We start from the raw sequence: 15,832 nt of genomic DNA on the forward strand, positions 1-15,832 counted from the left end.
GGCCTCAGCTTTTTGCACTGTTTTTGCCATGGGAGCCAACTGACATGGAGCGTCTGACACGCATTTTGGCCGCACTGACCCGCTGGGGTCTGGGCCTGTGCGCGTTGGCTTTGGTGCTGATGGCGCTTTACGTCAGTCTCGGCCGCGAACTGACGCCGCTGGTGGCCGAGTATCGGGCCGAAGTCGAAGCCAAAGCCGGCGCTGCCCTGGGCATGCCGCTGCACATCGGTGAACTGGAAGGCAACTGGCACGGCTTCGCGCCGATTCTGCTGGCCCACGATGTGATGGTCGGCGAGGGCGCCAACACCCTGCGCCTGGATCAGGTACGTGCGGTGCCGGATCTTTGGGCCAGCCTGCTGGCTCGTGAAGTGCGCATCGCCCACCTTGAACTCAACGGTTTGAAGATCAGCCTCAAGGAAGGCGAGGACGGTCATTGGGCGCTGGAAGGCCTGCCGGTGCAACAGGATCAGCCGCTGGACCCGGAACAGTTGCTCAATCGCATGCAGATGGTCCAGCAGTTGTCGGTGCTCGACAGTCAGGTCACCTTGCAGCCGCTGGATCACCCGCCACTGACCTTGACCTACGTTGGCCTGAACCTGAAAACCGGCGTCTACCGTCAGCGACTCGACGCGCGGCTGACCCTGCCCGACGGTCAGCCAGTGGCCATGAGCCTGCGTACTCGCATTCGCGCCAGCCAGTGGCAGGACGGCGAAGCGGATGCTTACGTTAGCCTGCCGCAAAGTGACTGGTCGAAATGGCTACCCGAGCGCCTGACCCGACAATGGAATTTTTCCGAGATCAAGGCCGGTGGCGAGCTTTGGGTCAACTGGAGCAAAGGCGCGCTGCAAAGCGCTGCGATCCGCTTGAACGCGCCGCAGATCAAGGGTGCCTACGCCGAGCGCAAGCCGGTCCAGATCAACAACCTGGCGCTCAACAGCTATTTCCAGCGCAGTGCCGAAGGCATTCTGGTGACGGTGGACTCGCTGTCCATGAACATCGGCGAGACCCGCTGGGAATCGCGCCTGCAACTCAAACAAAGCCAAGCCACCGACAAGACCGAAGAACTCTGGCATCTGCAAGCCGACCGCCTCGACCTCACGCCACTCACACCGCTGCTGAATGCCTTGGGGCCATTGCCTGAAGGCGTCGCCACCGCCGTGGAGCGGCTCAAGGTGACCGGTGGTTTGCGCAACGTGTTGGTCGACTTCCGGCCCAACGCCACCGACGACAGCAAGGTCAGTTTCGCCGCCAACCTCGATCGGGTGGGGTTTGACGCCTATCACGGCGCGCCAGCGGCGCGAAATGTCAGCGGCAGCATCAGTGGTGACCTCGGTCACGGCGAACTGCGCATGGACAGCAAGGATTTTGTCCTGCACCTGGACCCGATTTTCGCCAAGCCATGGCAATACATTCAGGCCAACGCCCGGCTGACCTGGAAGCTCGACAAAGAAGGCTTCACCCTCATCGCGCCGTACCTGAAAGTGCTGGGCGAGGAGGGCAAGATTGCCGGCGACTTCCTGATCCGCCTGCATTTCGACCATACCCAGGAAGACTACATGGACCTCCGGGTCGGCCTGGTGGACGGCGACGGCAAGTACACCGCCAAGTACCTGCCGGAAGTGCTCAGCCCGGCGCTGGACGAATGGCTGCGCACGGCGATTCTCAAGGGTGCGGTCGACCAGGGCTTCTTCCAGTATCAGGGCTCGCTGAATCATGGCGCCGCCGACACGGCTCGCAGCATCAGCCTGTTCTTCAAGGTTCACGATGCCGAGCTGGCGTTCCAGCCGGGTTGGCCGCATGTCAGCAAGGTCAGTGGCGATGTGTTCATCGAAGACAGCGGCGTACGCATTCTGGCCAGCCAGGGCCAGTTGCTGGACACACAAGTCAGTGACATCTACGTCAATATTCCCCACGCATCCGCCGGGCAAAACCCACACCTGCTGCTTGATGGCGCTTTCGCCGGCGGGTTGGGCGATGGCCTGAAAATTCTCCAGGAAGCGCCGATCGGCACCGCTGCCACCTTCGCCGGATGGGAAGGCGAGGGCGATCTGAAGGGCAAGGTGAAGCTGGATATTCCGCTGGCCAAAGGCGAGCAGCCCACTATCCTCGTCGACTTCAAGACCGCCAAGGCGCGCTTGAAACTCGCCGAACCGGCCCTTGAGCTGACTCAATTGAAGGGCGATTTCCGCTTCGACAGCACCAAGGGGTTGAGCGGGCAGAACATCACCGCTCGCGCCTTTGACAAACCGGTCACTGCGCAGATTTTCGCCGACGGCAGCCCGGGCAACATCAAGACCCGTGTCAACGCCTCGGGCCAGGTCGAGGTGAAGAAGCTCACCGATTGGTTGAGCGTTACCCAGCCGTTGCCGGTGTCCGGCCTGATCCCTTATCAGTTGCAACTGAACCTGGATGGCCCCGACAGCCAGTTGCTGGTCAATTCGAACCTCAAAGGCGTGGCGGTGGATTTGCCGGCGCCGTTCGGCATGGCGGCCGACGTCGGACGCGACACGATGTTCCGCATGACCCTGCAAGGCCAGGAGCGACGTTACTGGGTCAAGTACGGCGAGCTGGCGAGTTTCACGTTCGCGGCCCCCCCCGGCAACTTTGCCGACGGTCGCGGCGAATTGTTCCTCGGTGGCGGCGAAGCCGTGTTGCCCGGAGCCAAAGGCCTGCGGGTGCGCGGCGTGTTGTCGGAACTGGATGTCGGCCCTTGGAAAGACCTGGTGGACAAGTATGCCGGTCAGGACCCGGGCGGCAGCGCCAAGCAACTGCTCAGCAGCGCGGACTTCAAGGTCGGCAAACTCAGCGGTATCGGTACCACCCTCGACCAGGCTTCGGTGCAGTTGAACCGTAAACCGGCGGCGTGGGCCTTGCAGCTCGACAGTAAACAGGTCAAGGGCACCGCTGCTATCCCTGACGCGAAAGGCGCGCCGATTGCAATCAATCTGCAATACGTGCGTTTGCCGGCACCGGACCCGACGGTCCTGGCCGATGAAAACTCGCCGGATCCACTGGCCAGCGTTGATCCGACAAAAATCCCGGCGCTGGATATCACCATCAATCAGCTGTTCCAGGGGCAGGATCTGGTGGGGGGCTGGTCGCTGAAAGTGCGTCCGACCGCCAAGGGCATCGCACTTAATGCGCTGGACCTGGGCCTCAAGGGCATTCTGTTGCAGGGCAGCGGTGGCTGGGAAGGTGCGCCCGGTGCATCCAGCAGCTGGTACAAGGGCCGGGTCAGTGGCAAGAACCTTGCGGATGTGCTGAAAGGCTGGGGCTTTGCGCCCAGTGTCACAAGTGAAGAATTTCATATGGATGTCGACGGTCGCTGGCCCGGTTCGCCGGCCTGGCTGGCTACCAAGCGTTTTTCCGGGACGCTTGATGCGTCGCTGAACAAAGGCCAGTTCGTTGAAGTCGAGGGCGGCGCTCAGGCGTTGCGGGTGTTTGGCCTGCTCAACTTCAACTCCATCGGCCGGCGCTTGCGGCTGGACTTCTCCGATCTGTTTGGCAAAGGCTTGAGTTACGACCGGGTCAAAGGCCTGCTGGTCGGGACCAACGGCGTTTACGTGACGCGTGAGCCGATTCTGTTGACCGGCCCGTCGAGCAATATCGAGCTCAATGGCACGCTGGATCTGGTGGGTGATCAGGTCGATGCGAAACTGCTGGTGACCTTGCCGGTGACCAACAACCTGCCGATTGCCGCGCTGATCGTCGGCGCACCGGCCATCGGCGGCGCGTTGTTCCTGATCGACAAGCTGATCGGTGACCGCGTGGCGCGCTTCGCCAGTGTGAAATACACCGTCAAAGGCCCGTGGAAAGAGCCGAAAATCACCTTCGACAAACCTTTTTGAAAAGCCATCCTTCGGACCGATGGAGTAGCATGGCCGTTAGCCCCCTGTAGGCGCAGCCTTCGGCAGCGCCTGCGGGTATGTGTTGATTCCGGATAAGGGTAAGGCCATGTCGTTAGCGGTGATTCAAATGGTCAGCCAGAGCGATGTGCTGACCAATCTGGCCCAGGCTCGTCGGCTGCTCGAACAAGCGGCAGCCGGTGGCGCGAAGCTGGCTGTGCTGCCGGAAAATTTCGCCGCCATGGGCCGCCGTGACATCGCTGACATCGGTCGCGCCGAGGCGTCGGGCGAAGGTCCGATCCTGCCCTGGTTGAAACAGACCGCTCGCGACCTCAAGTTATGGATAGTGGCCGGCACCTTGCCGTTGCCGCCGGTGGATCAACCGACGGCGAAAGTGCATGCCTGCTCGCTACTGGTCAATGATCAGGGCGAGACGGTGGCGCGCTACGACAAATTGCACCTGTTTGACGTGGACGTGGCGGACAACCGCGGGCGTTATCGGGAATCCGATGACTATGCTTATGGCAGTGGCGTGGTGGTCGCCGACACGCCCGTCGGTCGGGTCGGCCTGACGGTGTGTTACGACCTGCGCTTCCCGGAGCTGTACAGCGAATTGCGCGCTGCCGGGGCGGAATTGATTACCGCGCCGTCAGCCTTTACCGCCGTGACCGGCGCGGCGCATTGGGATGTGCTGATTCGAGCGCGGGCCATCGAGACCCAGTGTTATGTGCTCGCGGCGGCCCAGGGTGGAACGCATCCGGGACCGCGAGAGACCTTCGGGCATGCTGCGATCATCGACCCGTGGGGGCGAGTGCTCGCGCAACAGGACCAAGGCGAGGCCGTGCTGCTGGCCGAACGCGATAGCAGCGAACAGGCGTCCATCCGGGCGCGGATGCCGGTGTCCAGTCACCGGCGCTTTTTCTCGCAGGGCGCGCAGCGACCTGCCTCAGAACGATGAATTTAAGGCGTAAAGCATATGAGCGAGTTGTTGTCCTCAGTCAGTGAACACCTCCTGGCGCCCGGCGGCGTAACGATCGAGAGCCTGCAAGGTGTGCTCGGCGATCTGGCCGGCCCGGGTATCGATGCCGCCGACCTGTATTTCCAGGGGCAGATTTCCGAGTCGTGGGCGCTGGAAGACGGGATCGTCAAGGAAGGCAGCTTCAACCTTGATCAAGGTGTCGGCGTGCGCGCGCAATCGGGTGAGAAAACCGGTTTTGCCTACAGCAATGCAATCACCCTCGAAGCCCTGGGCGCGGCGGCGCGTGCCGCTCGTTCGATCTCCCGCGCCGGGCAGAATGGCACGGTGCAGGCGTTCACCACTCAGGATGTCGCCCAGCTGTACGGACCGGATAACCCGTTGGAAGTACTGACCCGCGCCGAGAAAGTCGAGCTGCTCAAGCGTATCGACGTCGCCACGCGCGCCCTCGATCCGCGTATCCAGCAAGTGACCGTGAGCATGGCCGGTGTCTGGGAGCGCATTCTTGTCGCTTCGACCGACGGTAGCCTGGCGGCGGATGTGCGGCCGTTGGTGCGTTTCAACGTCAGCGTGATCGTTGAGCAGAACGGTCGCCGCGAGCGTGGCGGTCATGGTGGCGGCGGTCGTACCGATTACCGGTACTTCCTCGCCGAAGACCGTGCCATGAGCTACGCCCGTGAGGCGCTGCGTCAGGCGCTGGTCAACCTTGAAGCCATTCCGGCGCCGGCCGGTACGTTGCCGGTGGTGTTGGGGTCGGGCTGGTCCGGGGTGCTGCTGCACGAAGCGGTCGGCCACGGTCTGGAAGGTGATTTCAACCGCAAGGGCAGTTCCGCCTACAGCGGGCGTATGGGTGAGATGGTTGCGTCAAAACTCTGCACCATCGTCGATGACGGCACGCTGGCCGGTCGCCGTGGCTCGCTGAGTGTCGACGACGAAGGCACGCCGACCGAGTGCACCACGCTGATCGAAAACGGCGTGCTCAAAGGCTACATGCAGGACAAGCTCAATGCGCGCCTGATGGGCGTGGCCCGCACAGGCAACGGCCGTCGCGAATCCTACGCGCACCTGCCGATGCCGCGCATGACCAACACTTACATGCTGGCGGGCGAAAGCGATCCGGCGGAAATCATTGCCTCGGTGAAACGCGGCATCTACTGCGCCAACCTCGGCGGCGGTCAGGTGGACATCACCAGCGGCAAATTCGTGTTCTCCACCAGCGAGGCGTACCTGATCGAAGACGGCAAGATTACCGCCCCGGTCAAAGGCGCGACGTTGATCGGCAACGGCCCGGAGGCGATGAGCAAGGTGTCGATGGTCGGTAATGATCTGTCGCTGGACAGCGGTGTGGGCACGTGCGGCAAGGACGGGCAGTCGGTGCCGGTGGGTGTCGGCCAGCCAACGCTGAAAATCGATGCGATCACTGTGGGTGGCACAGGATCGTAAGGGATGGAGCGTCGGGTGAGTCGCGTAACGACTCACCCGAGACGGGACTTAACGCAGGCCGCGTTGAGTCTCGTCGAGCTCACGGATGTACTTGAAGATTTTACGGCTCGACGCTGGTGGCTTGTTGGTCGCCAGTTCGTGCTGGGCCTGACGGATCAGGGAGCGCAACTGCTGACGATCAGCCTCAGGGTAGTCGAGCACGAACTTCTCCAGGACTGCATCGTCGCCCGCGATCAAGCGATCGCGCCAGCGTTCCAGCCCGTGGAAACGTTCGTTGTACTGCCGGGTGGAGGCATCGAGTTGATCGAGCAAAGTCAGAATGGCGTCAGTGTCCTGATCGCGCATCAGTTTGCCGATGAACATAAGGTGCCGTTTACGCGCGATATTCGCGGTGTGCTTGGGCGCATCGGCCAGGGCCCGGCGCATAGCGTCGGTCAAGGGCAGTTTTGCCAGCAAGTCAGGCTTGAGCGTTGTAAGGCGCTCGCCGAGGTCAACCAGAGCATGCAGCTCGCGTTTAACCTGGGATTTGCTTTTTTCTCCCGTATCGAGGGAGTCGTCGTAAGAATCAACCATGGTGGCCGTCCGCAAAGAAACGCCGCCATGATAACCAGTCGGGGGCCGCTTGTCCGGCCCGGTCGCTCGAAGGCCTTTACCGAAAGCAGAATTTGAGTGGAGAACAGCATGAGTGCAGTTGAAAGCGTCGGCCCACAAGCGTTGCCGGCACTGCAGGAACAAGTCGAGCAGATCATTGCTGAAGCCAAGCGCCAGGGCGCCAGTGCCTGTGAAGTGGCGGTGTCCCTGGAGCAGGGCCTGTCGACCTCTGTACGCCAGCGCGAAGTCGAAACCGTCGAATTCAACCGGGATCAGGGCTTTGGCATCACCTTGTATGTTGGCCAGCGCAAGGGCTCGGCCAGCACCTCGGCCAGTGGCCCTGACGCGATTCGCGAAACCGTCGCTGCGGCGCTGGCCATCGCCAAACACACCTCCGAAGACGAAGCCGCCGGCCTGGCGGACGCTGCACTGATGGCCAAGGATCTGCAGGATTTCGATCTGTTCCACCAATGGGACATCACACCGGAGCAAGCCATCGAGATGGCCTTGAGCTGTGAGGCGGCAGCATTCGCCACCGACAGCCGGATCAAGAACGCCGACGGCACCACCCTCAGCACTCACCAGGGCTGCCGTGTTTACGGCAATAGCCACGGTTTTATTGGCGGTTACGCCTCGACTCGCCATAGCTTGAGCTGCGTGATGATCGCCGAGGCCGATGGCCAGATGCAGCGCGATTACTGGTATGACGTGAACCGCCAGGGCAACTTGCTGATGGATCCTGCGAGCATCGGCCAGCGTGCCGCGCAACGTGCAGCGAGCCGTCTGGGCGCGCGTCCGGTGCCTACCTGTGAAGTGCCGGTGCTGTTCTCCGCTGAGCTGGCGGGTGGTTTGTTCGGCAGTTTCCTCTCGGCGATTTCCGGCGGCAGCCTGTATCGTAAATCGTCGTTCCTTGAAGGGACGCTGGGTCAGAAGCTGTTCCCGGAATGGCTGACCATCGATGAACGTCCACATTTGATGCGCGCCATGGGCAGTTCGGCGTTTGACGGCGATGGCTTGGCAACCTACGCCAAACCGTTCGTCGAAAAAGGCGAGTTGGTGTCCTACATTCTCGGCACCTATTCCGGTCGCAAACTCGGCATGCCGAGCACCGCCAACGCCGGCGGCGTGCACAACCTGTTCGTCACTCACGGCGATGAAGATCAAGCGGCCTTGCTGCGCCGGATGGGCCGTGGCTTGCTGGTCACCGAGCTCATGGGCCAGGGCCTGAACATGGTCACGGGCGATTATTCCCGTGGCGCGGCGGGTTACTGGGTCGAAAACGGCGAAATCCAGTTTGCGGTCCAGGAAGTCACCATCGCCGGCAACATGCGCGAAATGTTCAAGCAAATAGTCGCCGTCGGTAATGACCTGGAATTGCGCAGCAACATTCGCACGGGGTCGGTATTGATCGAGCGGATGACCGTCGCCGGTAGCTAACGCTTACCGCCAGGCAAAAAGGCGCGCCACCCATTGGGTGGCGCGCCTTTTTTTATTGGGTTCACGCAGACGGTCTCATCGCGGGCAAGCCCACCATGAACTCGGTGTGCGGCCGGCCTTGTTTTGGTTCTCATTATCATATAATAATAAATCTCATTACCGAATGAGCCCGGATCATGAGTGCTGCCTTGCACGAACAGCCCTACCTCGAAAACTGGCGCTGGATGAGTCGCCAGATCCGTTGCGCGATGGATCCCGACGAGCCTCGCCTGATCGAACATTACCTGGCCGAAGGCCGGTATCTGGCGTGCTGCACGGCGACCTCTCCCTGGACCATCGCCGAAACGTCTTTCCGTGTGCTGCTCGATACCGCCGCCGATGTTGCGCTGCCCTGGCACTGGCGGACCTATTGCCTGGATCAGGCATGGCGCCCGCTGCGCGAACTCGAACGCCTCTCCCTCTGCAAGTGCCGCCTCAAGCGCTGGCAAAGCTACACCTGGCAACTGGCGACCTGCCAGTTGCAGCCCTCGATTCCTCTCATAGAACTGGTACAAGGATTTTCTGATGAACAAGACTCGTATTGAGCGCGACAGCATGGGCGAGCTTCAGGTCCCGGTGGATGCGCTTTACGGCGCACAGACCCAGCGTGCGGTGGAGAACTTCCCGATCAGCGGTAAACCGATGCCGGTGCAGTTCATCCGCGCACTGATCCTGGCCAAGGCCGCCGCTGCCCAAGCCAACGTCGAACTCAAGCAGATCAGCGAATCCCAGGGCAAAGCCATCGTCGACGCGGCACTGGGTTTGTTGCAGGGCGACTTCATGCAGCACTTCCCGGTGGATATTTTCCAGACCGGTTCCGGCACCAGTTCCAACATGAACGCCAACGAAGTGATCGCGACCTTGGCCAGCCGTCTGCTCGGCGAGCCGGTGAACCCCAACGATCACGTCAATTGCGGCCAGAGCAGCAACGACATCATCCCGACCACCATCCACGTCAGCGCTACGCTGGCGTTGCATGAACAACTGCTGCCAGCGCTGGTGCGCCTGGTGCAGGTCATCGAGCACAAGGCTGAAGAGGTTCACCACCACGTCAAAACCGGTCGCACTCACTTGATGGATGCAATGCCGGTGCGCATGAGCCAGGTGCTCAACGGTTGGGCGCAACAGCTGAAGGCCAACATCGGTCATCTGCAGGATCTGCTGCCGAGTCTGCAATCCCTGGCTCAGGGCGGCACGGCGGTGGGCACCGGCATTAATGCGCATCCCGAGTTCGCCGGTCTTTTCAGCCAGCAGTTGACCCAACTGACTCAGGTGCGATTCACGCCGGGCCCCGATTTGTTCGCACTGATCGGCTCCCAGGACACTGCCGTTGCGCTCTCCGGGCAACTGAAAACCACCGCTGTTTCGCTGATGAAAATCGCCAACGACCTGCGCTGGATGAACTCCGGCCCGCTGGCCGGTCTTGGTGAAATCGAGCTCGAAGCCTTGCAGCCGGGCTCGTCGATCATGCCCGGAAAGGTCAATCCGGTGATCCCGGAAGCCACCGCCATGGTCGCTGCCCAAGTGATCGGCAATGACACGGTCATCACCATCGCTGGCCAGTCGGGCAACTTCGAGCTGAACGTGATGCTGCCGATCATTGCCCAGAACCTGCTGAGCAGCATCGAGTTGCTGGCCAACGCCAGCCACCTGCTGGGTGAGAAGGCTATCGCCAGCTTCAAGGTCAACGAAGCCCGGCTCAAGGAAGCGCTGTCGCGCAACCCCATTCTGGTCACTGCACTGAACCCGATCATTGGTTACCAGAACGCCGCTGAAATTGCCAAGAAGGCTTATCAGCAAGGCCGGCCGGTGATCGATGTCGCCCTGGAACACACCGACCTGACACGTAGCCAACTGGAAGAGTTGCTCAATCCGGAAAAGCTCACCGCAGGCGGCGTGTAATCACCGCAACCGCTTTGGAGGCTCACCATGGAGCACTGGAAACGCACGATCGAAAGGGCAAACCGCTGTTTCATGCTGGGCGAACTGGTGGATGCCCGCGAAGCTTACCTGCAGGCATTGGCCCTGGCTCAGGTGTTGTTCGAGCGCTGGGCGGACGCCGACGAAGCGGTGGCGGCCTGCGTGATTTCCCACCACAACCTGGCGGACCTGCATTTGCGTCTGAACCAGCCGGAGGAGAGCGCCGAATACCTGTGCGCCATCCACCAGCGGCTATTGAAGACCATGCAGGACCCGCGGCTGGCGCCCGCATTGCGCGAAGCAGCGCTGCGTCAGAGCAGTAAAACCTACGTCGAACTGCTGAATTTCATCAGCGAGCACGGCGAATACCCGCGTACTCATCGTTTGCTGCACACCGATGCTGCGTCGCCCGCTGCGCCTCTACCTCATGGAGTCCATTGAAATGGCTTTTAGCTTGCCTGCCTTGCCGTACGCCTACGATGCCCTGGAACCGCACATCGATGCGCAAACCATGGAAATCCACTACACCAAGCATCACCAGACCTACATCAAGAACCTGAACGCCGCCGTAGAAGGCACCGAGTTTGCCGAGTGGCCGGTGGAAAAACTGGTGGCTGCCGTTCAACAGCTGCCGGAAAAACTCCGCGCAGCGGTGATCAATCAGGGTGGTGGTCACGCCAACCATTCGCTGTTCTGGGAAGTCATGGTGCCCAACGGCGGCGGTCAGCCGGACGGTGAACTGGCCAAGGCGATCGACGACCAACTGGGCGGCCTCGACCGTTTCAAGGAAGCGTTCACCAAAGCCGCGCTGACCCGTTTCGGCAGCGGCTGGGCCTGGCTGAGTGTGACCCCGCAAAAGACCCTGGTCGTGGAAAGCAGCGGTAACCAGGACAGTCCGTTGATGAACGGCAATACACCCATCCTCGGCCTGGATGTCTGGGAGCACGCCTATTACCTGCAATATCAAAACCGTCGCCCGGAATACATCAACGCGTTTTATAACGTGATCAATTGGCCTGAAGTCGCTGCGCGCTATCAGGCTGCACTGGTTTAAGTCTTCTATAAAAACAATCCTGGGCTGACTATGGGCACTGAAACACTGGCGATCGGAAGTGGGCGGATGTTTCGTTACGCATTGGGGTCGCTGTTACTGCTGGCGGGTATGAGCTTGTTGGTCGCCCAGGGCCTGGCGTGGCTGAATCTTGAACCGAAACTGCTACGGGCCTTACAGGGCGGTGCGATCTGCGCATTGGGTACGGCCCTGGGCGCGGTACCGGTGCTGGTGATTCGGCGCATGCCCCAGGCGGTCAGCGATACACTGCTCGGCTTCGGTGCCGGGGTGATGCTCGCGGCGACAGCTTTTTCGCTGATCGTTCCGGGCATTGCTGCGGCTGAAAGCCTGGGGCTGACGCCTTGGGCGGCGAGCGGCCTGATCAGCTTCGGCATCATGCTGGGTGCGTTCGGGTTGTTTCTGGTGGATCGAAAGGTGTCTGGCGCATCGCCGGAAATACTCGTTGGCACGCTGGAACGGCCGGTCATTCCGCCACGGATCTGGTTGTTCGTGTTTGCCATCATTGCCCACAACATTCCTGAAGGCATGGCGGTCGGTGTCTCGGCGGGTGGCGGCATGCCCGACGCCGACAGCCTGGCCATGGGCATCGCGTTGCAGGATGTACCGGAAGGGTTGGTGATTGCGTTGGTGTTGGCCGGGGCAGGGATGTCGCGGGTCAAAGCGTTCCTGATCGGTGCGGCGTCAGGATTGGTCGAACCGGTCTTTGCGCTGTTGTGCGCCTGGCTGGTGACCCTGGCCGAGTTGCTCTTGCCGTTGGGCCTGGCACTGGCGGCCGGGGCGATGTTGTTGGTGGTGACGCATGAAGTCATTCCCGAGTCGCGCCGCCATGGTCATGACAAGCTGGCCAGCCTTGGGTTGCTGATCGGGTTTTGTTTGATGATGGTGATGGATACCGCGCTCGCCTGAAAAAAGATCGCAGCCTTCGGCAGCTCCTGCATGAGATTGCATTCACATGTAGGAGCTGCCGAAGGCTGCGATCTTTTTATTCGCCTTCGTCGAAGAAGTTGTTGATCAACGCGACCAGTGCATCCAGTGCTTCCTGTTCTTGCTCGCCTTCCGTGCTCAGATGGATCTTGGTGCCCTTGCCAGCGGCGAGCATCATCATGGCCATGATGCTTTTGCCATCGACCGTGGATTCCGGCGTGCGTCCGACCCGGATCGTGCAATCCTTGAACTGACCGGCCACGCCGACGAATTTGGCAGAAGCACGGGCATGCAGGCCCAGCTTGTTGATGATTTCGATTTCCAGAGCAGGCATCGCGATGTGAATCCTTTAGCTGAGGTCGCGGTGGCGGACCTGGACATTCTTCAGGGATTTTTGCAGGACCTGGCCCAGACGTTCGGTCAGGTACACGGAGCGGTGATGCCCGCCGGTACAGCCAATGGCAATGGTGACATAAGCACGGTTGCTGGCGGCAAAGCGGGGCAGCCATTTGAGCAGGTAAGTGGAAATGTCCTGGAACATCTCCTCGACGTCCGGCTGGGCCGCCAGGTACTCGGCAACCGGCTGGTCAAGCCCGGACTGATCGCGTAGCTCCGGCTTCCAATAAGGGTTCGGCAGGCAGCGCACGTCGAACACCAGATCAGCGTCCACCGGCATGCCGCGCTTGAATCCGAACGATTCCACCAGGAACGCAGTGCCGGGTTCCGGTTGGTTCAGCAGGCGCAATTTGATGGTATCGCGCAGCTGATAAAGGTTCAGGTTGGTGGTATTGACCTTGAGATCGGCGAGGTCGGCAATCGGCCCGAGCAGGTTGGTTTCATCGTTGATCGCCTCGGCCAGCGAGCGATTGGCGCTGCTCAGCGGGTGACGGCGGCGGGTTTCCGAAAAACGCTTGAGCAAGGTTTCTTCGTCGGCATCCAGGTACAGGACGTCGCATTGGATATGCCGGCTGCGGACTTCTGCGAGCAATTCCGGAAAACGGGTCAGGTGGCTCGGCAAGTTGCGCGCATCGATGGAGACGGCTACCAGCGGCTGCGCCAGCTCTGTGTGAATCAACGCACGCTCGGCCAGTTCCGGCAGCAACCCGGCGGGCAGGTTGTCGATGCAGTAATAGCCGTTGTCCTCGAGAACATCGAGCGCGGTGCTTTTACCTGAGCCGGAACGGCCACTGACGATGATCAAGCGCATGATTAGTGCCTGTTTTGCTCGTCCAGGACAACCTGATACAAGGCTTCATTGCTCGGTGCGCTGCGCAGGCGATCACGGACTTCCTTGCGATCAAGCATGCTGGCGATCTGCCGGAGCAATTCAAGGTGCGCATCGGTAGCCGCTTCCGGGACCAGCAGAACGAACAGCAGGTCAACCGGGGCGCCGTCGATGGCGTCGAAATCGATGGGGGCATCCAGGTGCATCAAGGCACTGATGGGCGAGGTGCAGCCTTTCAGGCGGCAGTGGGGGATAGCGATGCCGTTACCAAAACCGGTCGAGCCAAGTTTTTCACGGGCAATCAAAGCCTCGAAGACATCTTGCATCTCCAGATCCAGCACTTCTTTATGGATAAGGTTGGCAATTTGCTCGAGGGCTTTCTTTTTGCTGCCGCCCGGCACGTTCACGAGGGAACGGCCGGGGGTCAGGATGCTTTCAAGTAGGATCATGGGTTGGGAGTGTTAACGACCGGTCGCGCCCTGGAGGAGGCTTTGGGTCTTTTCCTTATGCTTTTTGAGTTGTTTATCCAGCTTGTCGGTCAGCGCGTCGATCGCCGCGTACATGTCGGTATGTTCCGCGTTTGCGACCACTTCATTGCCGGGAATATGCAGCGTGGCTTCGATTTTCTGCTTCAGCTTCTCGACCGTCATCGTGACTTGCACGTTGGTGATCTTGTCGAAATGCCGCTCTAATCGTTCGAGTTTTTCGCCGATGTAGGTGCGAAGAGGTTCGGTCACTTCCAGTTGGTGTCCACTGATGTTGACTTGCATACAGCTTCTCCTTCGTTGCCAGTGCATAAAGCGGTAGATCAGATGATCTACCACTGGAACGCTGTGGCGTGGCTCTACATCAACCGCTTGCGTTCGCTCGAAGGCGCGATCCCGAGGGATTCGCGGTACTTGGCGACGGTGCGGCGAGCCACCTGAATGCCTTGTGCCTCCAGTAAACCAGCGATCTTGCTGTCACTCAACGGCTTTTTCTGATTTTCCGCAGCAACCAGTTTTTTGATGATCGCGCGGATCGCCGTGGACGAGCATTCGCCGCCTTCGGAGGTGCTGACGTGGCTGGAGAAAAAGTATTTCAGCTCATATATGCCCCGAGGGGTATGCATGAATTTTTGCGTGGTCACCCGGGAAATCGTCGATTCGTGCATGCCCACCGCTTCGGCGATGTCATGCAGGACCAGCGGTTTCATCGCTTCGTCGCCGTATTCCAGAAAGCCGCGTTGATGCTCGACGATCTGGGTGGCAACTTTCATCAGGGTTTCGTTACGGCTTTGCAGGCTCTTGATGAACCAGCGGGCCTCTTGCAACTGATTGCGCATGAAGGTGTTGTCGGCGCTGGTGTCGGCGCGACGCACGAAACCGGCGTATTGAGCGTTGACCCGCAGTCGCGGTACCGATTCCTGATTCAGTTCTACCAGCCAGCGCTCGTTGTCCTTGCGCACGATCACGTCGGGGACCACGTATTCGGCTTCACTGGACTCGATCTGCGAGCCAGGGCGTGGGTTGAGGCTCTGTACCAGTTCGATGACCTGGCGCAGTTCGTCTTCCTTCAGCTTCATGCGGCGCATCAGCTGGCTGTAGTCGCGGCTGCCGAGCAAGTCGATATAGTCGGTGACCAGGCGCTTGGCCTCGGCCAGCCAAGGCGTCTTGGCGGGCAGCTGGCGCAATTGCAGCAGCAGGCATTCACCAAGGTTGCGGGCGCCGATGCCGGCCGGCTCGAATTGCTGGATGCGATGCAGGACGGCTTCGATTTCGTCCAGTTCGATGTCGAGTTCCGGATCGAAAGCTTCGAGGATTTCCTCGAGGGTTTCGTCCAGGTAGCCCTGGTTGTTGATGCAATCGATCAGGGTCACGGCGATCAGACGATCGGTGTCGGACATCGGCGCCAGGTTCAATTGCCACAAGAGATGGCTTTGCAGGCTTTCACCGGCCGATGTGCGGGTGGTGAAATCCCACTCGTCGTCATCGTTGCTCGGCAGGCTGCTGGCGCTGGTCTGGTAGACATCTTCCCATGCGGTGTCGACGGGCAGTTCGTTGGGAATGCGCTCGTTCCAGTCGCCCTCATCGAGGTTGTCCACCGTCGGGGCGGTTTCCTGGTAGGAGGGCTCTGAAACATCGGCGTTGGGTTGCTGTTCGGCTTTGTCGGCCAAGGGGTCGGCGTTATCGAAGTCGTCGCCTTCTTCCTGGCGTTCGAGCATCGGATTGGACTCCAGGGCTTCCTGGATTTCCTGTTGCAGGTCCAGGGTCGACAATTGGAGCAGGCGGATGGCCTGTTGCAGCTGCGGTGTCATCGTCAGCTGCTGGCCCATTCTCAAGACTAGCGATGGTTTCATGGCAGGGGCTTAACACCTTATT

The 15,832-nt window shown here is 60.6% G+C and carries 15 protein-coding genes; 9 read left to right on the plus strand and 6 right to left on the minus strand.

Annotated features, from left to right (window positions below):
* Nucleotides 1–44 precede the first annotated feature (44 nt).
* The 3 genes from B723_RS09665 (at nt 45) to tldD (ending at nt 6,264) form a co-directional block, all read left to right on the plus strand.
* The gene (locus B723_RS09665; protein ID WP_017336528.1) at nt 45–3,848 is read left to right on the plus strand and encodes a YhdP family protein; all 3,804 of its coding nucleotides are present in this window, start codon (nt 45–47) and stop codon (nt 3,846–3,848) included.
* Between the two features lie 106 nt (nt 3,849–3,954).
* Entirely contained in the window at nt 3,955–4,803 is an 849-nt protein-coding gene (locus B723_RS09670; protein WP_017336529.1) for a carbon-nitrogen hydrolase family protein, read from the plus strand.
* Nucleotides 4,804–4,821: 18 nt separating this feature from the next.
* Nucleotides 4,822–6,264: a metalloprotease TldD gene (gene tldD, locus B723_RS09675; RefSeq protein WP_017336530.1), complete on the plus strand. Its 1,443-nt coding sequence runs from the start codon at nt 4,822–4,824 to the stop codon at nt 6,262–6,264.
* Between the two features lie 48 nt (nt 6,265–6,312).
* On the opposite strand, the gene yjgA is transcribed toward tldD, so the two are convergent.
* Nucleotides 6,313–6,837 (minus strand): ribosome biogenesis factor YjgA, encoded by a 525-nt coding sequence (yjgA, locus tag B723_RS09680; RefSeq protein WP_007901505.1) that lies wholly within the window; start codon nt 6,835–6,837, stop codon nt 6,313–6,315.
* Between the two features lie 108 nt (nt 6,838–6,945).
* Here yjgA and pmbA point away from each other — a divergent pair, with 108 nt between their 5' ends.
* The 6 genes from pmbA (at nt 6,946) to B723_RS09710 (ending at nt 12,229) form a co-directional block, all read left to right on the plus strand.
* Nucleotides 6,946–8,292, plus strand: coding sequence for a metalloprotease PmbA (pmbA, locus tag B723_RS09685; RefSeq protein ID WP_017336531.1), 1,347 nt, complete (start codon nt 6,946–6,948; stop codon nt 8,290–8,292).
* 176 nt (nt 8,293–8,468) lie between these two features.
* Nucleotides 8,469–8,876, plus strand: a complete 408-nt coding sequence (locus B723_RS09690; protein ID WP_017336532.1) for a hypothetical protein — start codon at nt 8,469–8,471, stop codon at nt 8,874–8,876.
* Complete coding sequence (locus tag B723_RS09695) at nt 8,857–10,233, plus strand: class II fumarate hydratase (protein ID WP_017336533.1); 1,377 nt, start codon at nt 8,857–8,859, stop codon at nt 10,231–10,233. The genes B723_RS09690 and B723_RS09695 overlap by 20 nt, the downstream gene beginning before the upstream one ends.
* A 27-nt stretch (nt 10,234–10,260) precedes the next feature.
* The gene (locus B723_RS09700) at nt 10,261–10,692 is read left to right on the plus strand and encodes a hypothetical protein (RefSeq protein ID WP_017336534.1); all 432 of its coding nucleotides are present in this window, start codon (nt 10,261–10,263) and stop codon (nt 10,690–10,692) included.
* Nucleotide 10,693: 1 nt separating this feature from the next.
* Nucleotides 10,694–11,305 (plus strand): superoxide dismutase, encoded by a 612-nt coding sequence (locus B723_RS09705; protein WP_017336535.1) that lies wholly within the window; start codon nt 10,694–10,696, stop codon nt 11,303–11,305.
* Between the two features lie 30 nt (nt 11,306–11,335).
* Complete coding sequence (locus tag B723_RS09710) at nt 11,336–12,229, plus strand: ZIP family metal transporter (protein ID WP_017336536.1); 894 nt, start codon at nt 11,336–11,338, stop codon at nt 12,227–12,229.
* A 76-nt stretch (nt 12,230–12,305) separates the two neighbouring features.
* Here B723_RS09710 and B723_RS09715 read toward each other — a convergent pair whose 3' ends face one another.
* From B723_RS09715 to B723_RS09735, 5 genes are all read right to left on the minus strand, one after another.
* Nucleotides 12,306–12,581, minus strand: a complete 276-nt coding sequence (locus tag B723_RS09715) for an HPr family phosphocarrier protein (RefSeq protein ID WP_017336537.1) — start codon at nt 12,579–12,581, stop codon at nt 12,306–12,308.
* Nucleotides 12,582–12,596: 15 nt separating this feature from the next.
* Entirely contained in the window at nt 12,597–13,454 is an 858-nt protein-coding gene (gene rapZ / locus B723_RS09720) for an RNase adapter RapZ (protein ID WP_017336538.1), read from the minus strand.
* Between the two features lie 2 nt (nt 13,455–13,456).
* Nucleotides 13,457–13,921, minus strand: a complete 465-nt coding sequence (gene ptsN / locus B723_RS09725) for a PTS IIA-like nitrogen regulatory protein PtsN (RefSeq protein ID WP_017336539.1) — start codon at nt 13,919–13,921, stop codon at nt 13,457–13,459.
* Nucleotides 13,922–13,933: 12 nt separating this feature from the next.
* Nucleotides 13,934–14,242, minus strand: a complete 309-nt coding sequence (gene hpf / locus B723_RS09730) for a ribosome hibernation-promoting factor, HPF/YfiA family (protein WP_007941242.1) — start codon at nt 14,240–14,242, stop codon at nt 13,934–13,936.
* Nucleotides 14,243–14,316: 74 nt separating this feature from the next.
* On the minus strand, nt 14,317–15,810 hold the full coding sequence (locus B723_RS09735) for an RNA polymerase factor sigma-54 (RefSeq protein ID WP_017336540.1): 1,494 nt from the start codon (nt 15,808–15,810) through the stop codon (nt 14,317–14,319).
* Nucleotides 15,811–15,832: the final 22 nt, after the last annotated feature.

It is taken from the genome of Pseudomonas fluorescens NCIMB 11764 (genome assembly GCF_000293885.2).
Classification (GTDB): domain Bacteria; phylum Pseudomonadota; class Gammaproteobacteria; order Pseudomonadales; family Pseudomonadaceae; genus Aquipseudomonas; species Aquipseudomonas fluorescens_B.

What these genes read in the sequence shown, in the direction of transcription:
- B723_RS09665 (WP_017336528.1), top strand. Translation starts at nt 45, where the DNA reads ATGGAGCGTCTGACACGCATTTTGGCCGCACTGACCCGCTGGGGTCTG.
- B723_RS09670 (WP_017336529.1), top strand. Translation starts at nt 3,955, where the DNA reads ATGTCGTTAGCGGTGATTCAAATGGTCAGCCAGAGCGATGTGCTGACC.
- tldD (WP_017336530.1), top strand. Translation starts at nt 4,822, where the DNA reads ATGAGCGAGTTGTTGTCCTCAGTCAGTGAACACCTCCTGGCGCCCGGC.
- yjgA (WP_007901505.1), bottom strand. Translation starts at nt 6,837, where the DNA reads ATGGTTGATTCTTACGACGACTCCCTCGATACGGGAGAAAAAAGCAAA.
- pmbA (WP_017336531.1), top strand. Translation starts at nt 6,946, where the DNA reads ATGAGTGCAGTTGAAAGCGTCGGCCCACAAGCGTTGCCGGCACTGCAG.
- B723_RS09690 (WP_017336532.1), top strand. Translation starts at nt 8,469, where the DNA reads ATGAGTGCTGCCTTGCACGAACAGCCCTACCTCGAAAACTGGCGCTGG.
- B723_RS09695 (WP_017336533.1), top strand. Translation starts at nt 8,857, where the DNA reads ATGAACAAGACTCGTATTGAGCGCGACAGCATGGGCGAGCTTCAGGTC.
- B723_RS09700 (WP_017336534.1), top strand. Translation starts at nt 10,261, where the DNA reads ATGGAGCACTGGAAACGCACGATCGAAAGGGCAAACCGCTGTTTCATG.
- B723_RS09705 (WP_017336535.1), top strand. Translation starts at nt 10,694, where the DNA reads ATGGCTTTTAGCTTGCCTGCCTTGCCGTACGCCTACGATGCCCTGGAA.
- B723_RS09710 (WP_017336536.1), top strand. Translation starts at nt 11,336, where the DNA reads ATGGGCACTGAAACACTGGCGATCGGAAGTGGGCGGATGTTTCGTTAC.
- B723_RS09715 (WP_017336537.1), bottom strand. Translation starts at nt 12,581, where the DNA reads ATGCCTGCTCTGGAAATCGAAATCATCAACAAGCTGGGCCTGCATGCC.
- rapZ (WP_017336538.1), bottom strand. Translation starts at nt 13,454, where the DNA reads ATGCGCTTGATCATCGTCAGTGGCCGTTCCGGCTCAGGTAAAAGCACC.
- ptsN (WP_017336539.1), bottom strand. Translation starts at nt 13,921, where the DNA reads ATGATCCTACTTGAAAGCATCCTGACCCCCGGCCGTTCCCTCGTGAAC.
- hpf (WP_007941242.1), bottom strand. Translation starts at nt 14,242, where the DNA reads ATGCAAGTCAACATCAGTGGACACCAACTGGAAGTGACCGAACCTCTT.
- B723_RS09735 (WP_017336540.1), bottom strand. Translation starts at nt 15,810, where the DNA reads ATGAAACCATCGCTAGTCTTGAGAATGGGCCAGCAGCTGACGATGACA.